Here is a 24,735-nt window from a genome sequence, read left to right as displayed (position 1 = left end):
AATGGACAGACGGTAAGGAAAGGGAAACAATGCACAAGTACGTGCGACGGGGCTTGACCGCCTCGTTCATCTCAGGGGGCTTCCTCCTGCTGGGCACCGCGGTGGCCAGCGCGGACACCGGCCACTCGGCCCCGCTCGGCGGAATCGGCGACAGCCTGCACTCCGTGGTCGCGGGACTGACCTCGGCCGGCGCCCACGGGGGCAGCGGTGGTGACTCCGGTGACGGAGGGAACGCCACCAGCGGCAACACCGCGGTCAGCGGGAACTCCGGCAACTCGGGGAACTCCGGCTCCACCGGCGGCAACACCGCCGCGGGCCTGTGTGTGCTGGCGAAGTGCACCACCTCGGTCTCTTCGGGCAACTCGGGTAACACCGGGTCGACCGGCAGCACCGGGAACGCGTCGAACACCAGCGCCACCACCGGGGGGAACTCCGGTTCGGCGGGCCACGGCGGCACCGGTTCGGCCGTGTCGTCCGGCGTCGGCTCGACCCAGGGCCACTCGCGTGGCGGTCTCCTGGGCGTGATCGGAAAGGTCACCGGCACCGCGACCGGCGGTCAGGGCGGCAACTCCGGCGACGCCGGGAACGCCACCAGTGGCAACCAGGCGGTGACCGGGAACTCCGGCAACTCGGGGAACTCCGGCGCCACCGGCGGGAACAGCGCCTACGGGCTCTGTCTGCTGGCGAAGTGCACCACCACGGTCACTTCGGGCAATTCCGGTAACACCGGCAGCACTGGTGCGACCGGTGACGCGTCGAACACCAGCAGCACCACTGGCGGTAACTCGGGTTCCGCGGGCAATGGCGGCGACGCCACGTCCGTGGCCACCGGGGTCAACTCCGCGACGAACAACGGTGGCGGCCGCTGGTCGCGTCCGGGCCAGGGCGGACTGCTCGGCTCGCTCGGCAACGTGGCTTCGGGCGCGGTGGCCGGCCGGGGCGGCAACTCCGGCCACGCGGGCGACGCGGACAGCAAGAACACCGCGGTGACCGGCAAGTCCGGCGACTCGGGGAACTCGGGTTCCACCGGTGGCAACACCGCCATCGTGGGCAACCTGGGCGGCCAGGAGAACGGCCGTCACGGCTGGGACGGCGGCAGCCGCTCCAATGGTGGCCGGTCGAGCACCACGGTCACTTCGGGCAACTCCGGTAACACCGGCAGCACTGGTGCGACCGGTGACGCGTCGAACACCAGCAGCACCACTGGCGGTAACTCGGGTTCCGCGGGCAATGGCGGCGACGCCACGTCCGTGGCCACCGGGGTCAACTCCGCGACGAACAACGGTGGCGGCCGCTGGTCGCGTCCGGGCCAGGGCAGCACGAGCGTCCTGGGCCAGGTCGTGGCGATCGCGGCCGGTGGCCGGGGCGGCAACTCCGGCGACGCCGGCGATGCCACCAGCAAGAACACCGCGGTGACCGGCAAGTCCGGTGACTCGGGGAACTCCGGTTCCACCGGTGGCAACACCGCCGTCACGGCCACCGGCAGCGGCTCCGGCCGCGACCAGGGCCAGTGCCACGGCGGTTCGCAGGGCTGGGGCCACCACGGCCACGGCGCCTGGGGTCACGGCACCTGGGGCCACGGCTCCTGGGGTCACGGCTCGCGGCACCAGGGTGACCAGTCGAGCACCACGGTCACCTCGGGCAACTCCGGCAGCACCGGCTCGACCGGTGTGACCGGCGACGCCACGAACACCAGCACCACCACCGGCGGCAACTCCGGCCCGGCGGGCCACGGCGGCGACGCCGGGTCCATCGGCACCGGCGGGAACACCGCCGCGCACACCCCGCGCACCGTCTGACGGTCAACGGGAAGCACGGAAAACGGCGGGGCCACCAGGGAAATCCTGGTGGCCCCGCCTTTTCGCGCGAGTACCGACCGGCGGCGGCCGGGCCACCCGTCCGTCCTCAATGGATGATCGCGCCGCTGCGCCGGTCCGGGAACCCCCCGGCCCCCAACCACGACGAGTGCCCCCCAGCAACTTCAGGTCCGGGCACCGCCACCGGCCGTGACGATCTGGGCCCCGGCATGCGCGCCCACCCGACGCTGCGACATGACCAATCTGGCACCATCACCGGCCGCAACGATCTGGGCCCCGTTACGAGAGTCCGCCCGCCGCCGCGGCACGATCGATCCTGCACCGCCACCGGCCGCGACGATTTGGGCGCCGGCCCGACGCCGCGACATAACCGATCCGGCACCAGCACCGGTCGCGACGATCTGGGCCCCGTCACGCGCGTCCGCCCGCTGCCGCGGCACGATCGATCCGGCGCGACCATCCGCTTGCGGCAGCACCCGCCAAGCAGCAGGCAGCGCCCGCGCGAGACCTCCGCGCGGGCGCTGCCGCAACCCTTTCCTCCCGAGCCGGCCGCAGCCGGTCCCCGTGTTCAGCCGAGCGAGAGCAGGGCCACCCCGGGGGTGGTCGGCTGGGGCGAGCCGGCCAGTGGCTCCGTGGTGACGGCCATCCGGTTGGCATCGGCCGGGACCGGGGCGACCAGGGAGGTCTCGCCGGCGCCGGGGTTGAGCAGGCCGGCCGACAGGGGACCGCGGGGGCCGATCAACCAGACCTGGTAGGCGTGCGCTCCGTCGAGGGGCGGGAGATCGTGGATCGCCACCGAGACCTTGCCCAGGCTGCGGGAGATCGCGACCGTGGCGGTGCCGCCGCCGGCGCCGTGGCCGGTCACGGTGACGGCGTCCGGGGCGGCGGCGATCAGGTTCTGCGGCTGGGCCACGGCCACCGGGTTCGCCGGCGGGCGGCCGGCCACCACCCCGCCGATCACCACGCCGCCGACCACCACCCCGGCGATCACCGCGGCGGCGGCCAGGCCGATGCCGGCCCGGGCGCGCCAGGAGGGGGCGGAGCGCAGCGGCACCGGGAGTACGAGCGGGGGCTCCACCTGCGGCGGCAGCTGCCGGGTCTCGGTCACGGCCGCGAGCACCCGCGCCCGCAGGGCATCGCCGGGGCTGCTGGTCACGGCGGCCCCGAGCAGACCCGAGACCTCCCGGAACTCGCGGACCTCCATCGCGCAGGACTCGCACTGGGCCAGGTGCTGCTCGAAGCGCTCGCGCTCCGGTCCGGTGACCGCGTCCAAGGCGTAGGCGCCGGTCAGGGTGTGGGCTTCGGCGCTGGTCATCGCAATGCTCCCATAACGTTGCGCAGGCGGATGAGTCCGTCCCGCATGCGGGACTTGATCGTGCTGACGGAGACCCCCAGCCGCTCGGCGACCTCGCGGCAGGTGTAACCGTCGTAGTAGGCGAGGGTGATGGACTCCCGCTGCAGATCGGTGAGGGTGGCCAGCGCGGTCCGCACGTCCTCGCGCTCCAGTCCGACCAATGTGGACTCCGCCACCTCGTCGAAGGCCCGGCGGGGGTCGAGCAGCCCGGCCCGGGTCTCCCGGTCGGAGCCGGCCTGCTCGGTGCGGACCCGGTCGATCGCCCGCCGGTGGGCGATGGTCAGCACCCAGGTGCGGACGCTGCCCCGGTGCTCGGTGAACGACGCCGCCTTGCGCCAGACCTCGAGCAGCACCTCCTGCGCGACCTCTTCGGACTGCGCGCGGTCGCGGACCACCCGCGTCACCATGCCCAGCACCGGGCCGGCCAGCTCGTCGTACAGCGCGGCGAAGGCCCGTTCGTCGCCCAACGCGACCCGGGCGATGAGTGCTTCGGCGGTCGGTGCCGGTTCCGGCGCCACGGGGGACGGCGGAACCAGGGCGAGCGCCCTGGCAGGGGTGGCCATAGGTGATCCCTCCCGGCCTGCGCCGAGTCGGACGCCGGGCTTCCCGGCGTGCTGAGGGTGATTCGCCGTCGGGGGTCCGGTGGATTGGTCGCGGCCGGCGGGGGCACCCGTTCAGGGCCTGACGCCAATCCCCGCACCGCCCGGGACCGAATGCTTTCCATGACCGCCACAGAACTCAGCCGCCCGGAAACCCCTGTGCCCCCGGAGCGCGCCCGGCTACGGCTGCCCTCGGCCGCGCTGTGCGGCGTGCTGGCCCTGGCCACCGCGCTGGCGGCCGGCCACCTGGTGGCCGGGTTCATCAGCATCAACGCCTCGCCCTACCTGGCGGTCGGCAACGGCGCGATCGACCTGACCCCGGTGGAGCTCAAGGACTACGCGGTGCGGACCTTCGGCACCCACGACAAGCTCGTGCTGCTCGGCGGCATGGCGCTGGTGATGGTGGTCGTTTCGGCCCTGGCCGGGTTGTTGTCGGCCCGGTCGCGGTGGCCGGGCGTGGCCATCATCACGCTGTTCGGGCTCGTGGGTGGTTTCGCCGTGTTCGAGCGGCCGGACCTGACCGCGGTGGCCCTGCTGGCCCCGCTGGCGAGCCTGGTGGTCGGCGTGGCGGTGTTCGTGCTGCTGCACCGGCTGGCCCCGCGCAAGAACGTGCCCGCACCGCCCGAGGGGGCCTCACGCCGGTCGTTCCTGCTGGGCGGGGCCGGTGCGGTGGTCGGAGCCGGGGTGCTCGGCGGAACCGGGCAGCTGGTCAGCGGGACCCGGGACGCGACGGCCTCCCGCGCCGCGATCGGCACGCTGAAGCCGGCGGTGGCGGCGCCGGCGATCCCGGCGGACGCGGACTTCGCCAAGCTCGGCACGCCGACGTTCCTGACGCCGAACTCGGGGTTCTACCGGGTGGACACGGCGCTGTCGGTGCCGCAGGTGCGCGCCGAGGACTGGTCGCTGCGGATCCACGGGATGGTGGACCGGGAGATGCGCTACTCCTACAACGACATCCGCAACCGGCCGCTGACCGAGCGGACCATCACCATGACCTGTGTGTCCAATGAGGTCGGTGGCACCTACGTGTCCACTTCGAACTTCATCGGGGTCGACCTGGCCGACCTGCTGGCCGAGGCCGGGGTGCAGCCCGGGGCCGAGCAGCTGTTCTGCTCCAGCGTGGACGGGTGGACCTCGGGCACGCCGGTGGCGGCGGCCCAGGAGCGCGCCCGCGGGGCGATGCTGGCGATCGGCATGAACCGCGAGCCGCTGCCGCTGGAGCACGGGTTCCCGGCGCGGCTGGTCACCCCGGGCCTCTACGGCTACGTGTCGGCGACGAAGTGGATCGTGGACATCGAAGTGACGACCTGGAAGGCGCGGCAGGCGTACTGGCTCAAGCGCAGCTGGAGCGAGCAGGCGCCGATCAAGACGGAGTCGCGGATCGACGAGCCCAAGGGCTTCGACACCGTGCCCTCCGGTCCGGTGCGGCTGTCCGGGATCGCCTGGGCGCAGTTCCGCGGGATCGACCGGGTGGAGATCAACCTGGACGACACCGGCTGGCGCCCGGTGACGCTCTCGTCCGAGGTGAACCTGAACACCTGGCGGATGTGGTGGGCCCAGATCTCGGTGAAGCCGGGCACGCACCAGGTGAAGGTCCGCGCGACCGACCGGACCGGCTACACCCAGACCGAAGACCGCGCGGGCACCGTGCCGAACGGCGCCACGGGCTGGCACTCCACCACCTTCATCGCGACCTGATCGCGCCAGTCCAGGACGTCACACTAAAGAGTGACAACCGGGGCCAATCTTTTCCCGGAGCAGAACCGAATCCCTGATGTCACCAACAGTTCAGCCACGGACTGTCCTTCCTAGATTCTGGAGTGAACCCACGTGAAGTCCCTGCGTATCGCCGGTATCGGTGTCACTGCTGTCGCCGCTCTCGCCCTTTCGGCCTGTGGCGGTGGCTCCGACAGCGGCTCGTCCAGCAACAGCAGCGCGCCGGCCCCGTCCTCCTCGATGGCGGCTCCGTCGTCTTCGGCCGACTCCGGTGCTTCCGGTGGCGTGACCACCAACGCCGACGTGTTCGGCCCGGCCTGCTCGAAGCTGCCCCAGGGCAACGCCGCCGGCTCGCTCGACTCGATGGGCCCGCAGCCGGTCGCCTCGGCCGCCTCGACCAACCCGCTGCTGACCAAGCTGGTCGCCGCGGTGAAGGCCGCCGACCTGGTCGACACGCTCAACAGCCAGCCCGCGATCACCGTCTTCGCGCCGGCCGACGCGGCGTTCGACAAGCTGGGTGACGCGAAGTTCAAGGAGCTCGCCGGCGACAAGGCCGCGCTGGCCCCGATCCTGCAGTACCACGTCCTGGGCAAGCGCTACGACGCCAAGGGCCTGTCCGCCGCCGGCTCGGTCGACTCGCTCAACACCGCGGGCGGCCCCGTGAAGGTCGAGGGCTCCGGCGACAACATGACCGTCAACGGCGCCAAGGTCCTCTGCGGCAACATCCCCACCAAGAACGCCACCGTGTTCGTCATCGACACGGTCCTCACCCCGGGCACCAACAAGAGCTGACCCGGCTCCGCACAGTCCACAGTGGTACCACCGGGCCCGTCGTCGGGGCGCGCCCGGTGGTACCACTGTGTCGTGGAACGCCCGCTCGCCGCCGAAGGTCCTGACGCCGCGGCGGCAGCGGGGGACCCGCCGGTGTTTCGTGGCGGCCGGAGGGTCCGCCGGTCATCGTCGGCGCCGACACTCCACGCCGCCGGCGGTGACCGGCCTGGACCGTATCATCGTCGTCCCGGAAGCCGGCCCCGCCCCAGCCGCCGCTCCCGGGCCGTGTCATTTCCGGTGCCGGTCATTTCTGGCAGCGGCCATTTCCCGGCCCGGCCTTTCCCGGCCCACTGTTCCCACGCTGAACGCGGGGACGGCATGAGCTTCCCGCCCCGGTCGGAAACCCCGTTTCGGTCGCAGCTTCCCGGGGCCACGACCGCTCACTGATCCCGGGCACCGCCACGACTGCCCCGGGCTCAGGAGATCGGCACCCCCACCGCGGCCTGGGTCACCACGGTGGCCGTACCCAGCGCCGGCGGCATCCGCCTCGGTGGCGGAAATCCCGTTGCCCACCGGCGATCGAGGCGGCGAACGCGCTCGAAGGGTCCGCCTACCGGTCCGACGCGAGGATGGCGGCCACGTCCGCGGTGCCTTCGACGACGCCACGGGCGAGGTCGGTCAGCCGGAGGTGGTGGCTGCGGGCGTGGGCGCGCAGGTGGCTGAACGCCTCGTCCATCGAGACCGACCCGCGCTCGGCCAGCACGCCCTTGGCCTGCTCGATCACCACCCGGCTGGTCAGCGCGGTCTTGAGCTGCCCGGCCAGCCGGTCGCCCTGCTCGATGGTGCGCTGCTGCAGGAGCCCGATGGTGGCGACACCGGCGAGGGCCTGGCCGAGCTCCAGGACCCCGGCCGCCGGGCCGCCGGGCTCGGTGCCGAACAGGGTCAGCACGCCGATCACCTGCTCGCGCAGCCGCATGGGCAGGGCCTGAGCGGCTCGGTAGCCGCATTCGCGGGCGGCGGCGGTGAACGTGGGCCAGCGCCGGGTTTCGGCCGGTAGGCCGGCGAACAGCACGGGAACGCCGGTGCGGGCGCAGTCGATGCACGGGCCTGACTCGGTCTGCACCGCGAACAGTTCCAGCAGCTCCGTCCGCTGCGAGGAGGTGGCCGCGACGCGTGGCGTGCCGTCCTCGTCGAGGAGGATCACGCAGGCCGCGGAAACGCCGAGCAGGTCCACGCTCCGTTCGACGAGCAGGGTGAGGAAGTCACCGATGTCGAAGTCCGCGACCAGGGTGTCGGCCAGCTGGACGAAAGTGCGCGACAACTGCTGTTCCCGGTCGGTGGACGGGGCGGTGTCGGGGGTGGTGCTCATCAGCGCGGGACTCTCCTTGCGAGTGGGTGAGCCGGGGGCGGAAACCGGTGCGAGAAGAACGGGATCAGCCGGGGGAGCCGGGCGACGGGACTGCGGCGGGCCCGGCGTTCCGTGCGGATCGGTCTCGATCGAGCGCGACGTCGGACCCGCCATGGGGACGGGCCCGCGCCCGGGCCACCGCGCCACGGGCCGGCCGGTCCGGGGACCTCGGTGGTGACCACGATCAACCGGCCTCGGCCGGGAGGAGACGGTGTGCCCGGCCGCGTCGGAGCGAGACGACGCGGACCAGCCCGGCTCCGGAGAACCCCGTCAGCGCGCCCCACCGGCTCGTCGTGACCGGTCCGCCGAGCAGCGCAGGCCCCGGCGGCGGGACCGCGGTCAGCCGCGAGAGCCGCCGGGCGCTACCGGCGTCGTCGACCAGGTCCGGGGCGGACCGGCGGGTGCTGGTCCGTCCGCGCCGGACGCCCTTGACCAGCGCGGCGGATCTGGTGCCGAAGCGCCAGCGGTAGCGCGGACGACCGTCGCGGTCGACGGTGGCCACCCAGCCGATCACCGGCCCCGGCGCGCCCGGGCCGTCGGCGAGGGCCGGCGCGATCCGCAGTCCCGGCCCGGCCTCGAACCCACCGTGGGTCGAAGTGCGGTGGAATCCGGTCTCCACCCCGGACCCGGTGAGGAAGCAGCAGCCCAGCACGGCGAGTCGTTTCCCCGGGAAGGTCCGGCCGGTGGCGGGCCCGGGGACGGCGCGGGGGAGTGCCTTCGTGCGGTGGGTCATCGTCAGGTGCTCCGAACGGATGTCGATCGCCGGGGGGCCGGGCGAGGGACCGGCGGACCCGGTCACCACGCATTCGTTCCTGCGCGGCGGCCTGGTTGGGCGGTCCGAGGTTTAACCCGGCCCGTTCGGGTCACCCTGCGGGCAGGCGCCCTGAGGTTTCGCGCGGAACACGGGCGGCCCAGGCCCCGCAGGTTCAGACTCGTGAGCCGGCGGGGCCGTTTCGCGGCCGGCCACCGGCCGGGGCCCGTCCACCCGGGCCCGGCCCGCGGGCCGGGCGGTGCGCGGACCGGTTTATGATCAGCCCGCGGGGCCACCCGCGAACTGCGCCCCCAGACCCAGGGCTGACCACCACCTGCACCTGCGTTTTCAGGGAGCGGCTCATGATCGCGGCGAAGTCGGTCGTCGGCACGACGGGGACAGCACGGTGACCGCTGGGACCCGCAGTCGGCCCGCCGCTCCGGATGCCCACCTGCGCGAGCTGCCGCCCTGGCTGACCGCGGAGGCCGACGTGGCCGGGCGGATGGTGACGTTGAGCTATCGCGTGGCCTGCAGCACCGGCCGGTCCCGGCGGGAGAGCAAGCGCTTGCTGGATCGTCTGCTGCCCGCGCTGGCCGAAGCCGGTCGGCCCCGCCCGGTGGGGGAGTGGACGGATCCGGGCCGCCGGGCCCGCGCTCGGCTGGTGAAGGCGCTGCGGGCCGAGCTGACGCCCGAGGTCGATCGGGCGGTGCTGGCCGCCGCGCTACGCGATGCGGTGTTGCTCGACGAGCTGGCCTTGTTGCCGCCACGCCAACGATTCGCGTTGTGGGCCACGGCGGTGGCCCGTCGGAGCACCGACGACCTCATCGCCGTCACCGGGTGGACGCCCCGGCAGGTGTCGAAGCTGTTGCAGGCCGCCCTGCGCACCGTGGCCCTCCACGCGCGGCCGTAGAGAAGCAACCGGTCCGCCCTCGAACCGGCTGCGTCTCTCTCGACGGATCGGACTCAGACGAACGCGCTCATGCCGGTCACCGCGCGGCCGACGATCAACTGGTTGATCTCGCGGGTGCCTTCGTAGCTGTAGAGGGCCTCGGCGTCGGCGAAGTAGCGGGCGATGTCGTGCTCCAGCAGGATTCCGTTGCCGCCGAAGACCTCCCGGGCCAGCGCGACGGTTTCGCGCATCCGGGTGGTCACCACCGACTTGGCCAGCGCGGAGTGCTCGTCGAGGTCGATGCCCTCGTCCTGGAGGCCGGCCAGGCGGACCACCAGCGCCAGCGAGGAGGTGACGTTGCCCAGCATGGTCGCCAGATGATCCTGCACCAGCTGGAACTTCGCGATCGGGCGGCCGAACTGCTCGCGCTCCTTGGCGTAGGCCAGGGCCAGCTCGTAGGCCGCCATCATGCAGCCGACCGAGCCCCAGGCGACGCCGCCGCGGGTCTGGCGCAGCACGTCGCTCGTGTCACGGAAGCTGTTCGCGCGCTGGAGCCGGTTCCGCTCGGGCACCCGGCAGCCGTCCAGGGTGATGTCGGCGTTCTGCACCGAGCGCAGCGCCACCTTGCCCTCGATCTTCACCGGGTGGAAGCCGGGGGTGTCCCGTTCGACCACGAATCCCTTGACGTGCCCGTCTTCGAGGTCGCGGGCCCAGACGACGACGAGGTCGGCGAAGGTGGCGTTGCCGATCCATTTCTTCTCACCGTCGAGGACCCACGTGTCGCCTTCGCGCCGGGCGGTGGTCTCCAGGCCGCCGGAGACATCGGAGCCGCCGTGCGGTTCGGTGAGCGCGAACGCGCCGATCCGGTCCATCCGGGCCATCCCCGGCAGCCAGCGTTCCCGCTGCTCCTCGGAGCCGCAGCGGTCGATGCTGCCCATGGCCAGCCCGGTGTGCACCCCGTAGAAGGTGTTCACCGACGGGTCGGCCCGGCCGATCTCCAGCGCGAGGAACCCGCTCAGCAGCCGGGATCCGCGGTGCGCGGCGAGGCCGTCGTACATCAGCCCCGCGATGTCGAGCCCGCGGATCCCGTCGATGAGCTGGAACGGGAACTCGGCCCGGGCCCAGTACTCGTTGGCGATCGGTTCGACCTCGGCGCGCAGGAAGGCCCGGACCCGTTCGAGAATGCCGCGCTCGGTCTCCGAGAGCAGGTTCTCGAACTGGTAGAAGTCCCCGGTGAGCGTCTCGAACTCCCGTGTGGTGGTCATGCCGACGGCCTTCCTGCTCGGTTCGTGCTTCGGTCCCGCCCGGCCCGGCGGGCGCGGGCGGCTCAGGGTTGCAGCACGACCTTGGTCCAGCCGTCCTCGCGCTTGTCGAAGTGCTCGTAGCCTTCCGCGGCCTGGTCCAGGTTCAGGGTGTGGGACACCAGGAAGCCCGGGGTGGCGACGCCTTCGGTGATCAGGTCGCGCAGCTGGGTGTTGTACTGCTTGGTGTTGCACTGCCCGGAGCCCATGGACTGGCCCTTGAAGAAGAACTGGCCGTAGTCGAAGGCCAGCTTGCCCTGCCGCGCCAGCTCCCCTTCGGCGCCGGGGTCCTCGGGCAGGTAGACCCCGACCACGCCGATGCCGCCGGTCGGCTTGACCGCGGCGACCAGCTCGTTGAGCACGACCTCCGGCTGCTCGACGCCGTCCGGGTTGTGTGCCTGGTAGCCGACCGCGTCGACCCCGCGGTCGGCGCCGCCGTCGGTCAGGTCGGTGATCCGCTCGACCGCGTCGCCCGCGGACCGGTCGATCGGGATGGCGCCGATCCGCTGGGCCAGCTTGAGCCGGTCGGGCTGCTGGTCGACCACGAACACCCGGGAGGCGCCCTTGATCCGGGCCGCGTGCGCGGCCATCAGCCCGACCGGGCCGGCGCCGTAGACCACGAGGTTCTCGCCGGCCTGGAGCTTGGCCAGCTCCACGCCGTGCCAGCCGGTCGGGAAGATGTCCGACAGCATCGCGTAGTCCAGTTCGTGTTCGGTGCCTTCGGGCAGCACCAGCGCGTTGAAGTCCGCCCACGGCACGCGCAGGTACTCGGCCTGGCCGCCGTCGTAGGGGCCCATGCTGGCGTAGCCGTACGCGGCGCCTGCGGTGCCGGGGTTCGCGCGCAAGCAGAACGCGGTCAGCCCCTTGAAGCAGTTTCCGCAGGCGCCGCAGGCGATGTTGAACGGCAGCGAGACGCGATCGCCCACTTTGAGCCGGTCCACCGCGTCCCCGACGGCCTCGACGATGCCCATGTTCTCGTGGCCGAGCACCTTGCCCGTCTCGACGTCGGTGCGGCCTTCGTACATGTGCAGGTCGGATCCGCAGATGTTGGTCGTGGTGATGCGCACGACCGCGTCCTTCGGGTCCTCGATCCGCGCGTCCGGCACGTTCTTCACGGCCACGTCGTGCGGTCCCTGGTAGACCAAAGCCCTCATCGGCTGCCTCGCTTAGCGTTTTCGGCTGGTTTCCGGGGGATTCCCGTTTCCGGCCGCCGGAAACCCGGGGCCGGTCAGCCCTCGCCCCGACGCGCGGTCAGCTCGAGCTGGATGCCGTCCGGGTCGGTCACCGACAGCACGGCGATGCCGATCGGCTTCAGCTCGGTGATCTCGCCGTGCTCGTACCCGCGGCGGGCGCACAGTTCGCGGATCCGGCCCAGCTCCTCGTGTCCGCCGACCTGGAAGCTCACGTGGTCGAGCCCGACCCGCCGCGGGTCGAAGCGGTCACCAGCGTGGCGGCGGGGCTCGTCGCAGGGGCGCAGGCCGAGCTGGAAGCTGCCGTTGGTGAGCACGACCCCGCCCTGCAGGTTGCTCAGCATCAGCCAGTAGTCCGGGTCGTCCTGGGCCGGCGGCTCGGCCACCGCGACCGAAAGGCCGAGCACCTCGGTGTAGAAGGCCTGGGCCCGGGCGACGTCGGTGACCGTGAGGCGGAGGTGGTGCACCGGACCGACCGTCGTGGTCACGGCTTCTTCCCGTGCGCCTCGATGGAGACCGGCTCCCACTCGCGCCAGGTGGCCAGGCGGGATTCGTAGTCCTTGGTGGCCAGCGCGAGCGGGCCGTCGCCGAAGAACACGCGCAGCGGCGGCTCCGGCGAGTCGACCAGCTTCAGCACCGCGGCGCGGGTGGCCTCGGGGTCGCCGGGCGAGCTCTGGCGCTTCGGCGCGGACTTCTGCGCCTCGCGGAACTCGTCGTAGGCGGCCAGCGGCTCCGCGCGGCGGGCCGACGGGCCGGACCAGTCGGTGGAGTAGCCGGCGGGCTCGATCAGGGTCACCTTGACGCCGAAGCCCGCGACCTCCTGGGCCAGCGACTGGCTGATGCCCTCCAGCGCCCACTTCGACGCGTGGTAGGCGCCGACGTTCGGGAACGCGCTGATCCCGCCGATCGAGGAGACCTGCAGGATGTGCCCGGAGCCCTGCTCGCGCAGGTAGGGCAGCGCGGCCTGGGTCACCCAGAGCGCGCCGAACAGGTTGGTCTCCAGCTGGTCGCGCAGATCGGCCTCGCTCAGCTCCTCGACCAGGCCGAACTGGCCGTAACCGGCGTTGTTGACCACGACGTCGAGCCGGCCGAAGTGGTCGTGCGCGGTCTTGACGGCGGCGAACGCGGCGTCGCGGTCGGTCACGTCGAGGCGCAGCGGGAGGATCTTGTCGCCGTAGCGGGCGACCAGGTCGTCGAGGGTGGCCGTGTCGCGGGCGGTGGCCGCGACCGAGTCGCCCCGGTCCAGTGCGGCGATCGTCCACTCGCGACCGAAGCCCTTGGAAGCACCGGTGATGAACCAGGTTTTCGTGGTCATGACGTCCTCTCTCAGCGGTTCAGGAAGGTGAGCAGCGCGGCGTTGAACTCGTCGGCGTGGGAGGCGTTGATCGCGTGGGGGCCGCCCTCGATCACCACGAGTTCACTGTCCGAGAGTGCCGCAGCGGAGCGTTTCCCGCTGACCTCGAACGGCACCACCCCGTCGGCGTCCCCGTGGATGACCAGCGTGGGCACGGTGATCTTGGCCAGGTCGGCGCGGAAATCCGTGCGGGCGAAGGCGGCGATGCAGTCGAGCGTCGCCTTCGGCGAGGCGAACGCCGCGATCTGCTGGGCGTACGCGCGCTGGTCTTCGCTGACCGTCAGCTCGTCACCGGCGCTGAAGAAGCCGGTGGTGAACCCCTTGAGGAAAGCCAGCCGGTCGCCCTTCACCCCGTTTTCGAACGCGGCGATGGTGTTGTCGTCCAGCCCGCCGTCCGGGTTGTCGTCCGCCCGGTACAGGTACGGCGGCACCGCGGCGGCGAGCACGGCCTGCGAGACCCGGCTGGAGCCGTAGGCGCCGAGGTAGCGCACCACCTCACCACCGCCCATGGAGAACCCGACGAGGGCGACCTGGCGCAGCTCCAGGTGGTTGATCAGGGTGTCGAGGTCACCCGCGAGGGTGTCGTAGTCGTAGCCGGTCCAAGGCTGCGAAGACTGCCCGAAACCGCGCCGGTCGTAGGTGATGACGCGGTAGCCGGCTTCGACGAGCGCCGGGACCTGGTGCTCCCAGGACCGCCCGCTCAGCGGCCAGCCGTGGACCAGCACCACCGGCCGGCCGCTGCCGTGGTCTTCGTAGTGCAGCTCGACCGGCGCGCTGTTTTCGACGCCGACAGTCACCTTGCCCATGGGGGCCTTCCTCTCACACTGCTCGGAGCAGTCGCGTTGCGTGCAATGAAAATGCCCGCAACCGAACTCGGGTAAACCTCGCTGCGACCCGGGTCACACGACCGGGCGCCCGCCGCGACGTGGAGTGAACCGGATGCCCCGGGGGTACCCGCGCCGTTCACCCCGTTGGAGGTCCGATGCTGTTGCCCCGCCCCCGTGGGCCGCTCAGTTCCCTCGTCCGCGACCGGCTTTCCGGTGCCCCGGACGGGGCGGCGGCCGGACCGGTCCCGGAAGGCACCGGGACCGCGGTGCTGCACGACGAGGACCTGCAGCTGACCCTCTGGATGTGCTACGAGCTGAGCTACCGCGGATTCGACGAGGTCGACCCGTGGTGGGAGGACGCCCCGTTCGTCGCGCAGGTGCGGCGCGGGCTGGAACGGCGGTGGGAGGCCGGTCTGCGCGAGCTGGTGCCGGTGGTGGCGCTGGAACCGGAGTCGGTGCCGCGGGCGCTGGCCCGCCTCGTGCGCGCGGACGACGGGCCGCCGCTCGCGCAGTTCCTGCAGCGGCAGGCGTCCGAGGGGCAGTTCCGCGAATTCGTGACGCAGCGGTCGATCTACCACCTGAAGGAGGCGGATCCGCACAGCTGGGCCATTCCGCGGCTGTCCGGGCCGGCCAAGGCCGCGCTGGTGGAGATCCAGGCGGACGAGTACGGGCAGGGCCGGTTCGAGCGGATGCACTCGGAGCTGTTCCGGGACACCATGCGCGCCCTCGGCCTGGACGACGGCTACGGGCACTACGTGGACCGGGTCCCGGCGATCACCCTGGCGGTGAGCAACCTGATGTCGCTGTTCGGCCTCCACCGCCGCTGGCTCGGCGCGACGCTCGGCCACCTGGCCGCGTTCGAGATGACCTCTTCGCTGCCGAATCGCCGGTACGGCAACGGTTTGCGGCGTCTCGGCGGCGACGCGGACGCGACCCGGTTCTTCGACGTGCACATCGAGGCCGACGCGGTGCACGAGCAGATCGCCGCGCACGACCTGTGCGGCACCTTCGCGCGCGAGAACCCCTCCGCCGCGGCCGACGTCCTGTTCGGCGCGGCCTGCGGACTGGCGGTCGAGGCCGAGTTCGGCCGGATGCTGCTGGGGGAGTGGGCCCGGGGCCGGTCGTCGCTGCGGCCGGACCGGCCCACCCGGACGGCCGGGAGCGACAGCGGCGAGCTGGCCTTGAGCGGATGAGCGGGCAGGTCCCCGCCGATCGGGGAAAGGCCGGTGGGGACCGGTTTTCCCGGGTGGCGGGGGTGCCGCGATCAGCTCTTCGCCCCCGGGCGCTTCTCCGGGGGTGAACCCGGCCGGGCCGGGGTATCCGGGGCCGGTGGAAGACAACGCGGCACCTCCGACGATCACGCCCTACGAGGACGGTCCGCTGCTCGTGCGCGGCGAGGTCGAGATCCGCACCCCGGACGGCACGGTGATCGACCCGGGCCGGAGCACGGTCGCGCTGTGCCGGTGCGGGTTCTCGGCGGTCAAGCCGTTCTGCGACGGCACGCACAAGGTCCGGCGGTTCCGCTCGGGGCGGGCCGGCCGCCCCGCGGGCGAGCAGCACCGGGTCAGCGAGGTCGGCGGATCAGAGGCCGACACTGTCTCTCCGGACACCGGCGAGGACGGCCCGCGGCCTTCGTGAACCCGGGACGAGCCGGTGGCCCCGGCCACCCGGTTTGAGCCGGGTGGCCGGGGGAGCGGGGTCCGCGCTCCGGATCAGGACCAGGGCTGGGTGACCTCCCAGGTGGTGTCCTCGGCCCACGAGGCCGTGGTGTCCCACGGGTTGGCGCCGCCGTTGCTCGCGATGTAGACGTTGCTGTTGTAGTGGCGCACGTAGTAGCCGGGGTAGTTGTTCGACTGGAACGAGGTGTACGAACCGCTGTTGCCGGTCTTGGGGCAGAAGGTGGCGTCGTTGGTCAGCAGGGCGCTGCCGTCGTCGGGCTGGCGGTGCAGCTGGTAACCGGAGTGGCGGAGGTAGTCGCCGGGGTAGTTCTTCGATTCGAACGACAGGCACGAGTGGTTGGCCAGCCCGCGGCGGACGATCCAGGTGGCGTCCTGCTTGTCCAGCGCGGGGCTGCTCGCCGAGATCACCGAGGTGACCGCGTCGGCCGCGTAGTGGCGCAGGTAGCGGGTCGTGCAGCACGAGGTGGTGGCGCGCAGCGAGATCGACGACCCGGGGGTGAGCTGGCCGCCCGCCACGCCGTTCGAGCCGCCGTAACCGGCCGAGACGATGCTGGACTGCACGGCGTTGTCCGCGGCCTCGGTCGGCACCCCGGCGGTCATCACGCCTTCGAAGAACGAGCCGATGTCGGCGTTGCTGTTGTCCCCGCCGGTGCCGAGGACGATCGCGCCCTCCTGGTGCAGCGGCGAGTAGGTGTTCCGGACGGTCGGCTCGGAGCCGGAGTACGTCGTGGTCAGGCCGCCGGAACGGGCGTCGGCGCGTTTGAGGGTGAAGTGGTCCCGGCCGTTGTTGCTCAGCATCGCGGTGACGTACGGGGTGGCACCCGGTCCGGGGTCGTTGGCCGCGGTGCCGGTGTTGGACTGGAACAGCCCGTTCTCCAGGTCGGCGGCGACCCAGGGGCCGGATCCGTTGCAGTTGCCGAATTCGCAGCGCAGACCCAGGTACACCGCGTCCATGTGGCCGTCGCCGGTGTCCTGGTTGTTCGTCTCGGCGTTGCCGTAGTCGAAGCAGCAGCCGCCGTTGACGTGCGTCGCGGAAGCCACCATGTACATGCCCTCGGGCTGGCCCCCGACGGCGACGCCGGTCGTGGTGTTGTCCCGGTAGCCCATGCCCGGTGAGATCTCCACGCCGTAGGCGGTGTGCCCGCCGATGCTGATCGGCAGCGCGTCGGCCGGGGCTCCGACGTCGGCCTTCCCGGCCCCGCCCGCCCCTTCGATGGTCAGGTGGTTGTGCTGGGGCGACTGGTCGTAGATCTCGGAGATGATGCAGCTCGCGTTCGCGCAGAAGGAGTCCTGCGCGGCGGCGTTCGCGATCCCGCCCGGGCTGAGCAGCCCGATGTCGGTGGTGGCGCCGTCGGCGCGGCGGACCTGGTAGAGCGGGCCGTTGTACCCGGCGTAGAGGGCGCGCACGGTGCTGTGCGCCCCCACGCAGGGCGTGCCCGCGGAACCGTAGATGTCGCACGGCAGCGAAGCGGCGGCGCCGGCCGGTACTCCGGCGAACACGAGCCCGGCGAGCATGAGCACGAAGGAAAACAGGATGTTCCGCAGGCGTTTCATGACAGCCACTCCTGTTCGGCTGGCGCCGGGGCAGGGGTCACCACCGATTCCGCGGGCGACCGGCAGCTGGCGGCTGGGCGCGCGGGCACGGCGTCTCCCACGGCGTCGCGGGAGCTTCGGTCACCCGGTGCCGCACCGGAGTCCGGCGCGGGTCCCGGCTCGGGGACGGTGGGGAGGCCCGGGACGGCCGACCCGGCCGCTCCGGTACCGGCAATTTTTACATCGTTGGAACAACGTTGTAAAGGTCCATGCGGGTCGCAGGAGCCGGGCCGCGGTGGACGCGGCGGCGGCGGGTTCGGCCACGCGCGCCCTCGCCGATCGCCGCCGGGGCTCCGGCTCTCCCGCCGAGCCGTCCGCCCTCGCAGGAGCGATCCCGGGCGCCGGGCTTCGTACATTGTGGACAGATCCGGAGCCCGGCCCGTCCCTCGAACCGTTCGACGGCCTCGCGTCGGTCGGCTGGGATCGAAGGTGCGCCGACGATGTGGGGCCCGGGCGGAATTCGAGCCGCGCCGGACCCTGGCCGGGGAACAGGGGCAGCGGTCCGGTACGGCGCTGATCATCCGCACGAAAACGGTGACGCTCAACGGTTTTCGCGCGTTACGGGGACCGCCGGCTCGCTCGTGGTCCACCCCGTCCGGTCAGCGGGCCGCGTGCAGCCCGCCGGTCACCGGGACGACCGTCCCGGTGACGAAGCTTTCGGTGTCGTCGGCGAACGCGGCGATCACGCGTCCGACGTCGTCCGGCACGGCCACCCGCCGCATCGGCGTGTGCGCCCTGATGGCTTCGATGCGCCCGGCGGGGGCGTTCGCGGCCGAGCTGTCAGTGCGGACGTAACCCGGGGCGACGACGTTCGCGGTGATGCCGGACGGGCCGTACTCGACGGCGAGGTAGCGGGCGAAGGCGTCCAGCGCGGCCTTCGCCGTGCCGTGCGCGATTCCGGACGGCACGGCGGAGTGGGTCGCCATGTCGCTGGAGACGAACACCAGCCGTCCGTGCCCCTGCGCGGTCATCACCTCGAGCGCGGCGGCGGTGACGTGGAAGGCCGCGGCGAGCTCGTCGGTCACCTTCGTCGCCAGCTCGTTCCAGGCCAGCTCGCCGAACGGGGTGAACCGGACCGGCGTGGCCGCGTTGCACACGAGCGCGTCGAGCTGCCCGAACTCCGTCAGCGCCGTGTCGACCAGGCGCGCGGCCTGCTCCGGGTCGCGGACGTCGCCGGCCACCGCGACCCCGTCCCCGCCCGCCGCGCGTACGGCTTCGACGACCTGGCGCGCGTCCTCGGCCCGGGAGAAGTAGTTGACCACGATCCGGTAGCCGCGCCGGCCCAGCGCGACCGCGGCGGCGGCGCCGATCCCGCGGCCGGCGCCGGTCACCACGGCGACTGGGTGAGTGCTCATGGAAGGCCCTCCTATATCAAGTACTTGACATGTAACTCGGCGACCGCTGCCAAGTCAAGTGCTTGATACAGTCCCCGCATGCGTGACGTGAACCACGGCCTCGGTTACACGCTCTGGCAGCTCCAGCACCGGATCCAGCGGATGCTGGAGCGGGAGATGGGCGCTCTGCGGGTCACGCTGGCCCAGGCTTCGGCCCTGGCCCGGCTGGAGGAGGAGCCCGGCACCTCCTCGGCCGAGCTGGCCCGGCACCTGCTGCTGAGCCCGCAGGCGGTCAGCCTGATCATCGGCCGGCTGGAGGCGGCCGGGCACCTGGTCCGCGCGGCGCCGGCCGGGGGCCGCAGCCGGCCGCTGGCCCTCACGGAGTCCGGTCGCCGGATCCTCGGCGACGCGGAGCGGGCGATCCAGCGCGTCCGGGCGGCGGTGTTCGGTGGCTTGGACGCGGGTGAGCGGGAGGTGCTGCAGGACCTGCTCGACCGGTCCCTGGCGGCGGCCAAGGACCACGGCTGAGCCGCGGTCAGCAGCAGTGGTCACCCCGCCAGGCTTCGCGGCCTTCCTTGACCGCGACGGCGGCGATCACGAGCGCGGCCACCGGGTCGGCCCACGACCAGCCGAGCAGGCGGTTGAGCAGCAGCCCGGCCAGCAGGATCCCGGACAGGTAGGTGCACAGCAGCGTCTGCTTCGCGTCGGCGACGGCGCTGGCGGAGCCGAGTTCGCGGCCGGCGCGACGCTGGGCGCCGGACAGACCGGGCATCACCAGCAGCGACAGCGCGGCGAGCACGATCCCGGTGGTGGAGGGGTGCGCCGTCTCCGGTCCGAGCAGGGAGCCGGCCGATCCGGCGATCACGTAGGCGGCGAGCGCGAAGAACGAAAAGGCGATGACCTTGAGGGTGGTGCGTTCGCGGGCTTCGGGGTCGGCGCCGGAGAACTGCCAGGCCAAGGCACCGGCCGAGGCGACCTCGACCACCGAGTCGAGCCCGAAGCCGATCAGCGCGGCCGAGGACGCGTCCAACCCGGCGGTGATCGCGACGACCGCCTCGATCACGTTGTAGGAGATCGTCGCGGCGACGAGCCGGCGCACGCGCCGCTTCAGCACCGCCCGGCGATCGCTTGCGAGCGCGGCCGAGGTGCAGCACCCGTGCTCGCAAGCAGCCGTCACCGGGAGGCTCCGGTGGCTTCCGGAACGCCGGTGGTTTCGGCGGTTTCGTTCAGGCAGGGCTGTGCGGTGTCGACGGCGAGCACCACCTGGGCCAGCTCGTCGAGCGCGCGGGCCAGGTGCGGGTCGGCGAGCGCGTACCGGACCTGACGGCCTTCGTAGGCGGCCACGACCAGTCCGCAGCCGCGCAGGCAGGCCAGGTGGTTGGACACGTTCGAGCGGGACAGCCCCAGCTCGGCCGCCAGAGCCCCGGGGTACCGGGTGCCGTCCAGCAGGGCGACCAGGATCCGGCAGCGGGTCGGGTCGGCCAGGGCGCGGCCGAGCCGGGCCAAGGCGTCGCCGCGCGTCTCGCATTTCACCATGCGGGCAACTGTACAGCGGTGGATGAACTGTAGGAAACAGGCTGTCCGGTCGGGTGGAATCTCAGCTCACGTCGATGGGCCCGGGGGAGGGGGTGCTCGAAAGCGGGCCGGCTCAGGTCGATGTGGGTGCTGTCGCAGGTGGGGCCCTTGTCCTCGACCGGCACGGTGATCGTGGTGCCGGCGAAAATGACCGTGATCGACTTCCGGCACAGGGGGTCGTCGTTGGGGTCGGGCAGGCCGCAGGGTCCGTGACGGACCAGGTTGAGTCCCGTGTGGACGGAGACGGCCCCGGGTGCTCGCGCCGCGCCACGCCGCGGCCCGGACGGTCAGCCGGGCGGATCGGCGCCGAGGGCGGCGTCCAGCAGTTCGCCCAGCTGGTCGAGCTGGGCCGGGGACAGGCCGCGGAACGAGGACTCGACGATGGCATCGGCGATGTCCTGCCCCTCGGCGCGCAGCCGCGCCCCCTCCTCGGTGAGCCGGTGCCGCACGGCCCGGCCCGGCCCCGGGACCCGCTCGATCAGCCCGCGGTCGGTCATCCGCGTGGCCAGGGCGCCGGCGGACTGGTCGGTCTGGAAGGTCAGCACGGCGAGGTCGTGCAGGGACGCGTCCGGCTCGCGGTGCAGGTGCCGCAGGGTGTCCCACTGCGGCAGCGAAAGCCCGAGCGGGGCCAGCCCTTCGCTGAGCGCGCGGTGGTGACGGTGCTGCAGGCGTTTGACGGCCAGGGAGACCTCGGACGGGCGGTACCTCATGTCCGCACCTTAACCCACCGAGGTCCGGTTGCTTATATAAGTAAGCTGATATAAGTTTACTTATATAAACCCCGGACCGAAGAAGGAACCATGACCACGCTCCCCGAGGCCGGCGCGCTCCGGCCCGCCCGCACCCGAACCCACGCCCTCGGCCCGGTCGAGGTCACCGTCGAGGTCACCGTCGAGGACCGCGACCGCACCCGCCCGTTCCTGCTGCTGCACGGCGGCGGCGGGGTCGCGACGATGGCCGGGTTCGCCGGCCTGCTGGCCGAGCGCACCCGGTCCCGGGTGCTGCTGCCCACCCACCCCGGCTTCGGCGGCACACCGAAGCCCGAAAGCCTGACGAACGTCATCGAGCTGGCCCGGGTGTACGTCGCACTGCTGGAGCGGCTCGACCTCACCGGCGTGACCGTGGCCGGCAACTCCTTCGGCGGCTGGCTCGCCGCCGAGATCGCCCTGCTGGGGAGCCCGCGGGTCAGCGCTGCGGTGCTCGTCGACCCGGTCGGGCTGGAGGTCGAAGGCCACGCGCCGGCCGACGTGCGCGGGCTGTCCCCGGCCGAGCTGAGGGCCCTGTCCTGGCACGACCCGAGCAAGGCCCCGGTCGCGGACGACGGCGGCACCGGGCCGAGCCCGGACGTGCGGGCGCTGCTCGGCTACACCGGCCCCGCCATGACCGATCCGACCCTGGCCGCCCGGCTCGCCGGGCTCGACCTCCCGGTCCAGGTGATCTGGGGGGAGAGCGACGGCATCGTCAGCCCCGCTTACGGCCGGGCGTTCGCCGCCGCGATCCCGCGCTCCACCTTCACCGTGCTGCCCCGCACCGGCCACCTGCCCCAGCTCGAAACCCCCGAGGAACTCCTGGGCGCCCTGCTCGACTTCGGCCTCCAGCGTTGTTGTAAACAGTTTTAAAGAGAATAAAAAGTGTTTTCAACTTGAGCGGAAACGGACGTAATTCCTTGCCAGGTCGGGGACGGGATCGTTAATCTCCAACCTATCCCTGGTCGGCAATCCCGGCCACGGGGAGGTGGAATACCGCATCGCCGCCATTTCCCTGTAGTAAAAGGAGTCCCCACTGTGGAACGTCATTCCCGCCTCAACGCTTTCCGGGCCGCCGCCATCTGCGCGGGCACGCTGCTCGCCGCGTTGACCCTCGTCCCGGCCGCGGTGGCCGAGACCGGCAGCCGGCCGGAACCGGGCGCCGCGCCGTCCGGCATGATCGTCACTCCGCACGCGAGCGACGTGCAGCGGTTCCGGCTCGCGCCGGGCGCCGTGAGCAACAGCGCGCGCCCGTATTCGAAGCTGAACTACACCCAGCAGAAGCAGACGCAGAACGAATGGTGCTGGGCCGCCGACGGTTCCAGTGTCGAGCAGTTCTTCGGCGCGGGCACCACGCAGTCGCAGTTCTGCGCCGCGGGCAAGGGCACCAGCGTCGGGAACTGCCCGAACGACCCGGCCTACATGTCCGAGGTCGCGCGCGGCCTGCACAACACCGGTTTCTCCGGCACCGCGATCCAGGACGCGATCTCGTTCCGGGAGGTGCAGAACGAGATCAACGCGGGTGAGCCGATCATCACCCAGGTCGACTGGAGCAGCGGCGGCGGCCACGCCCGGGTGTTCTACGGCTACGACTCGTCGGCCCAGACGCTGAACTTCGGCGACCCGTGGCCGTCCTACCAGCGCTACCAGACCATGAACTACAACGACTACCTGCAGAACGGCGACTTCACCTGGTCCAACACCGTGTACGGCATCGACAAGCAGTAATCCCGGCCCATCCAGCCCCCGGGCCCCAGGCGACCCGACCCGCCTGGGGCCCGGGCTCGCCGACAGGAGGAAGCATGGCTACCGGACCGGTTTCACCCCAGCTCCGCCGGGTGGTCGTCCTGATCGCGGCCCTCGTCCTGCTCGGCGCGGGGCCGGCCCACGCCGAACCCGGGCGCGGCGTGCGGCCGGTCACCCCGGCCCAGGTGTCCGCGGCCGTCGCCGCGGCGCACTCGCCCCAGGCGGTCGGCTTCGTCCGGAGCAACCTGCGCCGCCCCGGCCAGTCCGAGGTCGGCCCGATCACCGTGACCGACCAGGGCGTGCCCGCCTACACCCTGAGCAAGGACTTCGTGCTCGAACGCCCGGACGCGCCCGCGGGCGAACTCGGGTACATCGCCGTGGTGGCGACCGTCCCGGGCGGTGAGCCGACCACGATCAAGGTCGTCCCCGACGGCCCCGGCTGGCACGTGATGGCCGCGCTGTCCGGCGATGACGAGCGGCGCCTGTCGGCCGGCCTGGCCCCCGGCGAGGTGCTGCTGTACGAGCCCCAGATCAACGGCTGGTACGCGCTCACCGGTGACGGCGTGCGGCTGCTGCAGTCCAGCCTGCCGCAGAACCCGGTGGGCCGGTTCGTGCCGCTTTCCCAGTACCAGAGCCAGGTGCACGCCCGGTACGCGGACAAGATGCCCGGCTCGGACTACCAGCGCCGGGGCGGGATCGGGTTCACCCAGGGCCAGGCCCAGCCCCAGTCCGCCGCGCCCGGGGGGAGCGGGGGGAGCGGGTGGTGGTGGCTGGGCGGGGCGGTGCTCGCCGCCGTGGCCCTGGCCGGGCTGGCGGTGCGGTACCGGCGGGTCCGGCGGGTCCGTTCGGCCGGGTGAGACCCGGCCGGCGACCCGGCGGGGCCTCCGGGCCCCCCCCGGCCGCTAAGACCGCCCGGCCCGCTAAGACCGCCCGGCCCGCCGGGACTACCCGGCCCGCCGGGGCCGTCCGGTGGCCGGAAGGGTCGCCCGGTGGCCGGAAGGGCCGCGTGGCCGCCGAAGAGTCAGTCCCACTCCCAGCGCAGCCCGTGGATCCCGCTCGGGGCGTCCAGCAGCAGGGCGTGCGCGTGCCCGGCGGAATCGATGCCGACTTCGGCCACGTCGCGGACCGGGAGGCGGATGCTGTCCCGGGTGGTCCGGTAGCAGCGCACCGGCGGCGCGGCCGGGTCGAAGTCCGCTTCGATCAGGTAGTGCTTCATCGGCTGGCCGAACCGCCGTTCCCACTGGTTCTCCCGCGGGCCGCCTTCGCCGAATTCGAAGCGGTTCTCCACCACGGCGGTCTCGCCGCGGGCGAGCAGCCGGTCCAGCCGCACCTCGGCCACGAGGATCCCGCTCTCGCCGTCCCGGCGGACCCGGCCCAGCCGTCCGCCGCGCAGCACGTCGATCCGCGGGGGCGGCCGGTGCGGGTCGTCCTCGTGCAGGAACACCAGCAGCCGGTCCACCAGCTTGGCCTGGGCGCGCAGCACGGAGCGGAACGTCATCCGGCGGCGGACGCCCGAACCGTCGACCGTGAGCCGGTCGTGGCCGCTGAGCAGGTGCAGCCGGTCGTGGTCGGGGGCGCCCACCTCGGCCACGAGGTGGCGCAGGGTCTCCACCGGCTCCCACAGCTGCCGGTACGCCGCGGTGGCCGGGGCACGGCAGCCCGGGCCGCGCGGGCGGGGCTGCGGGACCAGCCGGGTGAGCGTTCCGCCGGGCAGCGCGAGGATGTCTTCCAGCGCCGTCACCGCGCGCAGGGAATCGGCCCGCTCCGGCTGGGTGCGGTTGCGGGCCCAATAGGACAGAGTGGTCGCGCTGACCCGTATGCCCGCGTCACTCAGCCGCTGCTGGAGCTCGTGCAGGGTCAGCCGGCGGTCCAGGATGGTGGCCCGCAGGGCCGCGGCGAACGGGCCCGAATCCAGTACCCGGGCCAGATCCTCGTCGGGGGCGGGGGAAAGCCGGGTTCGCGCCATGAACGGTCACCTCCGAGAGCCGGGTAAACGACGTTCCGGTAGCTGGTGTTCGAACGGACAGTAAACCCGGCCCGCAGCGATCACAAGGCGCGTTCCCTCTGGCCGCAACTGGCTACGCG

The 24,735-nt window shown here is 72.4% G+C and carries 26 protein-coding genes; 10 read left to right on the top strand and 16 right to left on the bottom strand.

Annotated features, from left to right (window positions below):
• Positions 1-29 precede the first annotated feature (29 nt).
• Positions 30-1,799 (top strand): hypothetical protein, encoded by a 1,770-nt coding sequence (locus tag NYF13_RS30515; protein ID WP_315661391.1) that lies wholly within the window; start codon positions 30-32, stop codon positions 1,797-1,799.
• Between the two features lie 586 nt (positions 1,800-2,385).
• Here the strand turns inward: NYF13_RS30515 and NYF13_RS30510 are convergent.
• Together NYF13_RS30510 and sigK are read right to left on the bottom strand one after the other, a co-directional pair.
• Positions 2,386-3,132 (bottom strand): anti-sigma factor, encoded by a 747-nt coding sequence (locus tag NYF13_RS30510; protein WP_315661390.1) that lies wholly within the window; start codon positions 3,130-3,132, stop codon positions 2,386-2,388.
• A complete protein-coding gene (gene sigK / locus NYF13_RS30505) occupies positions 3,129-3,734 on the bottom strand; it encodes an ECF RNA polymerase sigma factor SigK (protein WP_315661389.1) in 606 nt (201 codons plus the stop codon). Before sigK ends, NYF13_RS30510 begins: the two co-directional genes overlap by 4 nt.
• A gap of 159 nt (positions 3,735-3,893) precedes the next feature.
• Between sigK and NYF13_RS30500 the strand changes: the two genes are divergently transcribed.
• Positions 3,894-5,468 carry a molybdopterin-dependent oxidoreductase gene (locus NYF13_RS30500; protein ID WP_315661388.1) on the top strand — a complete coding sequence of 525 codons (1,575 nt, stop codon included), beginning with the start codon at positions 3,894-3,896 and terminating at the stop codon, positions 5,466-5,468.
• Between the two features lie 132 nt (positions 5,469-5,600).
• Positions 5,601-6,278 carry a fasciclin domain-containing protein gene (locus tag NYF13_RS30495; protein WP_315661387.1) on the top strand — a complete coding sequence of 226 codons (678 nt, stop codon included), beginning with the start codon at positions 5,601-5,603 and terminating at the stop codon, positions 6,276-6,278.
• Between the two features lie 589 nt (positions 6,279-6,867).
• On the opposite strand, the gene NYF13_RS30490 is transcribed toward NYF13_RS30495, so the two are convergent.
• Both NYF13_RS30490 and NYF13_RS30485 read right to left on the bottom strand, forming a co-directional pair.
• Entirely contained in the window at positions 6,868-7,626 is a 759-nt protein-coding gene (locus NYF13_RS30490; protein WP_315661386.1) for a GAF and ANTAR domain-containing protein, read from the bottom strand.
• A gap of 223 nt (positions 7,627-7,849) precedes the next feature.
• Complete coding sequence (locus NYF13_RS30485) at positions 7,850-8,467, bottom strand: hypothetical protein (protein ID WP_315661385.1); 618 nt, start codon at positions 8,465-8,467, stop codon at positions 7,850-7,852.
• A 355-nt stretch (positions 8,468-8,822) separates the two neighbouring features.
• Here NYF13_RS30485 and NYF13_RS30480 point away from each other — a divergent pair, with 355 nt between their 5' ends.
• A complete protein-coding gene (locus NYF13_RS30480) occupies positions 8,823-9,326 on the top strand; it encodes a hypothetical protein (protein ID WP_315661384.1) in 504 nt (167 codons plus the stop codon).
• 53 nt (positions 9,327-9,379) lie between these two features.
• Here the strand turns inward: NYF13_RS30480 and NYF13_RS30475 are convergent, their stop codons facing one another.
• The 5 genes from NYF13_RS30475 to NYF13_RS30455 form a co-directional block, all read right to left on the bottom strand.
• Complete coding sequence (locus NYF13_RS30475; RefSeq protein WP_315661383.1) at positions 9,380-10,570, bottom strand: acyl-CoA dehydrogenase family protein; 1,191 nt, start codon at positions 10,568-10,570, stop codon at positions 9,380-9,382.
• A gap of 62 nt (positions 10,571-10,632) precedes the next feature.
• The gene (locus tag NYF13_RS30470) at positions 10,633-11,760 is read right to left on the bottom strand and encodes a glutathione-independent formaldehyde dehydrogenase (protein ID WP_315661382.1); all 1,128 of its coding nucleotides are present in this window, start codon (positions 11,758-11,760) and stop codon (positions 10,633-10,635) included.
• A gap of 74 nt (positions 11,761-11,834) precedes the next feature.
• A complete protein-coding gene (locus tag NYF13_RS30465) occupies positions 11,835-12,284 on the bottom strand; it encodes a VOC family protein (RefSeq protein WP_315661381.1) in 450 nt (149 codons plus the stop codon).
• Positions 12,281-13,111 carry an SDR family oxidoreductase gene (locus tag NYF13_RS30460; protein ID WP_315661380.1) on the bottom strand — a complete coding sequence of 277 codons (831 nt, stop codon included), beginning with the start codon at positions 13,109-13,111 and terminating at the stop codon, positions 12,281-12,283. Before NYF13_RS30460 ends, NYF13_RS30465 begins: the two co-directional genes overlap by 4 nt.
• Positions 13,112-13,122: 11 nt before the next feature.
• Positions 13,123-13,956, bottom strand: coding sequence for an alpha/beta hydrolase (locus NYF13_RS30455; RefSeq protein WP_315661379.1), 834 nt, complete (start codon positions 13,954-13,956; stop codon positions 13,123-13,125).
• A gap of 176 nt (positions 13,957-14,132) precedes the next feature.
• Between NYF13_RS30455 and NYF13_RS30450 the strand changes: the two genes are divergently transcribed.
• Together NYF13_RS30450 and NYF13_RS30445 are read left to right on the top strand one after the other, a co-directional pair.
• Complete coding sequence (locus NYF13_RS30450; RefSeq protein WP_315661378.1) at positions 14,133-15,170, top strand: iron-containing redox enzyme family protein; 1,038 nt, start codon at positions 14,133-14,135, stop codon at positions 15,168-15,170.
• 136 nt (positions 15,171-15,306) lie between these two features.
• A complete protein-coding gene (locus NYF13_RS30445; protein ID WP_315661377.1) occupies positions 15,307-15,615 on the top strand; it encodes a CDGSH iron-sulfur domain-containing protein in 309 nt (102 codons plus the stop codon).
• A gap of 74 nt (positions 15,616-15,689) precedes the next feature.
• Here NYF13_RS30445 and NYF13_RS30440 read toward each other — a convergent pair whose 3' ends face one another.
• Entirely contained in the window at positions 15,690-17,210 is a 1,521-nt protein-coding gene (locus tag NYF13_RS30440; RefSeq protein WP_315661376.1) for an alpha-L-arabinofuranosidase B, read from the bottom strand.
• 638 nt (positions 17,211-17,848) lie between these two features.
• Positions 17,849-18,604 (bottom strand): SDR family oxidoreductase, encoded by a 756-nt coding sequence (locus NYF13_RS30435; RefSeq protein ID WP_315661375.1) that lies wholly within the window; start codon positions 18,602-18,604, stop codon positions 17,849-17,851.
• A 78-nt stretch (positions 18,605-18,682) separates the two neighbouring features.
• Here NYF13_RS30435 and NYF13_RS30430 point away from each other — a divergent pair, with 78 nt between their 5' ends.
• A complete protein-coding gene (locus tag NYF13_RS30430) occupies positions 18,683-19,111 on the top strand; it encodes a MarR family transcriptional regulator (RefSeq protein WP_315661374.1) in 429 nt (142 codons plus the stop codon).
• Between the two features lie 7 nt (positions 19,112-19,118).
• Here NYF13_RS30430 and NYF13_RS30425 read toward each other — a convergent pair whose 3' ends face one another.
• From NYF13_RS30425 to NYF13_RS30410, 4 genes are all read right to left on the bottom strand, one after another.
• On the bottom strand, positions 19,119-19,760 hold the full coding sequence (locus tag NYF13_RS30425) for a cation transporter (protein WP_315661373.1): 642 nt from the start codon (positions 19,758-19,760) through the stop codon (positions 19,119-19,121).
• Positions 19,757-20,119 (bottom strand): metalloregulator ArsR/SmtB family transcription factor, encoded by a 363-nt coding sequence (locus NYF13_RS30420; protein WP_315661372.1) that lies wholly within the window; start codon positions 20,117-20,119, stop codon positions 19,757-19,759. The genes NYF13_RS30425 and NYF13_RS30420 overlap by 4 nt, the downstream gene beginning before the upstream one ends.
• Positions 20,113-20,331, bottom strand: coding sequence for an RlpA-like double-psi beta-barrel domain-containing protein (locus tag NYF13_RS30415; protein ID WP_315661958.1), 219 nt, complete (start codon positions 20,329-20,331; stop codon positions 20,113-20,115). Before NYF13_RS30415 ends, NYF13_RS30420 begins: the two co-directional genes overlap by 7 nt.
• Positions 20,332-20,445: 114 nt before the next feature.
• Positions 20,446-20,868, bottom strand: coding sequence for a MarR family winged helix-turn-helix transcriptional regulator (locus tag NYF13_RS30410; RefSeq protein WP_315661371.1), 423 nt, complete (start codon positions 20,866-20,868; stop codon positions 20,446-20,448).
• 90 nt (positions 20,869-20,958) lie between these two features.
• Here NYF13_RS30410 and NYF13_RS30405 point away from each other — a divergent pair, with 90 nt between their 5' ends.
• The 3 genes from NYF13_RS30405 (at position 20,959) to NYF13_RS30395 (ending at position 23,507) form a co-directional block, all read left to right on the top strand.
• Positions 20,959-21,777 carry an alpha/beta hydrolase gene (locus NYF13_RS30405; protein ID WP_315661370.1) on the top strand — a complete coding sequence of 273 codons (819 nt, stop codon included), beginning with the start codon at positions 20,959-20,961 and terminating at the stop codon, positions 21,775-21,777.
• Between the two features lie 165 nt (positions 21,778-21,942).
• A complete protein-coding gene (locus NYF13_RS30400; protein WP_315661369.1) occupies positions 21,943-22,632 on the top strand; it encodes a papain-like cysteine protease family protein in 690 nt (229 codons plus the stop codon).
• Positions 22,633-22,706: 74 nt separating this feature from the next.
• The gene (locus NYF13_RS30395) at positions 22,707-23,507 is read left to right on the top strand and encodes a hypothetical protein (protein WP_315661368.1); all 801 of its coding nucleotides are present in this window, start codon (positions 22,707-22,709) and stop codon (positions 23,505-23,507) included.
• 164 nt (positions 23,508-23,671) lie between these two features.
• Here the strand turns inward: NYF13_RS30395 and NYF13_RS30390 are convergent, their stop codons facing one another.
• Entirely contained in the window at positions 23,672-24,616 is a 945-nt protein-coding gene (locus tag NYF13_RS30390) for an XRE family transcriptional regulator (protein WP_315661367.1), read from the bottom strand.
• Between the last annotated feature and the right edge of the window lie 119 nt (positions 24,617-24,735).

This window comes from Amycolatopsis sp. PS_44_ISF1, assembly GCF_032335455.1.
Taxonomy (GTDB): domain Bacteria; phylum Actinomycetota; class Actinomycetes; order Mycobacteriales; family Pseudonocardiaceae; genus Amycolatopsis.
Note: the sequence above shows the minus strand (reverse complement) of the source record. Positions and strands in the feature narration are given on the sequence as shown.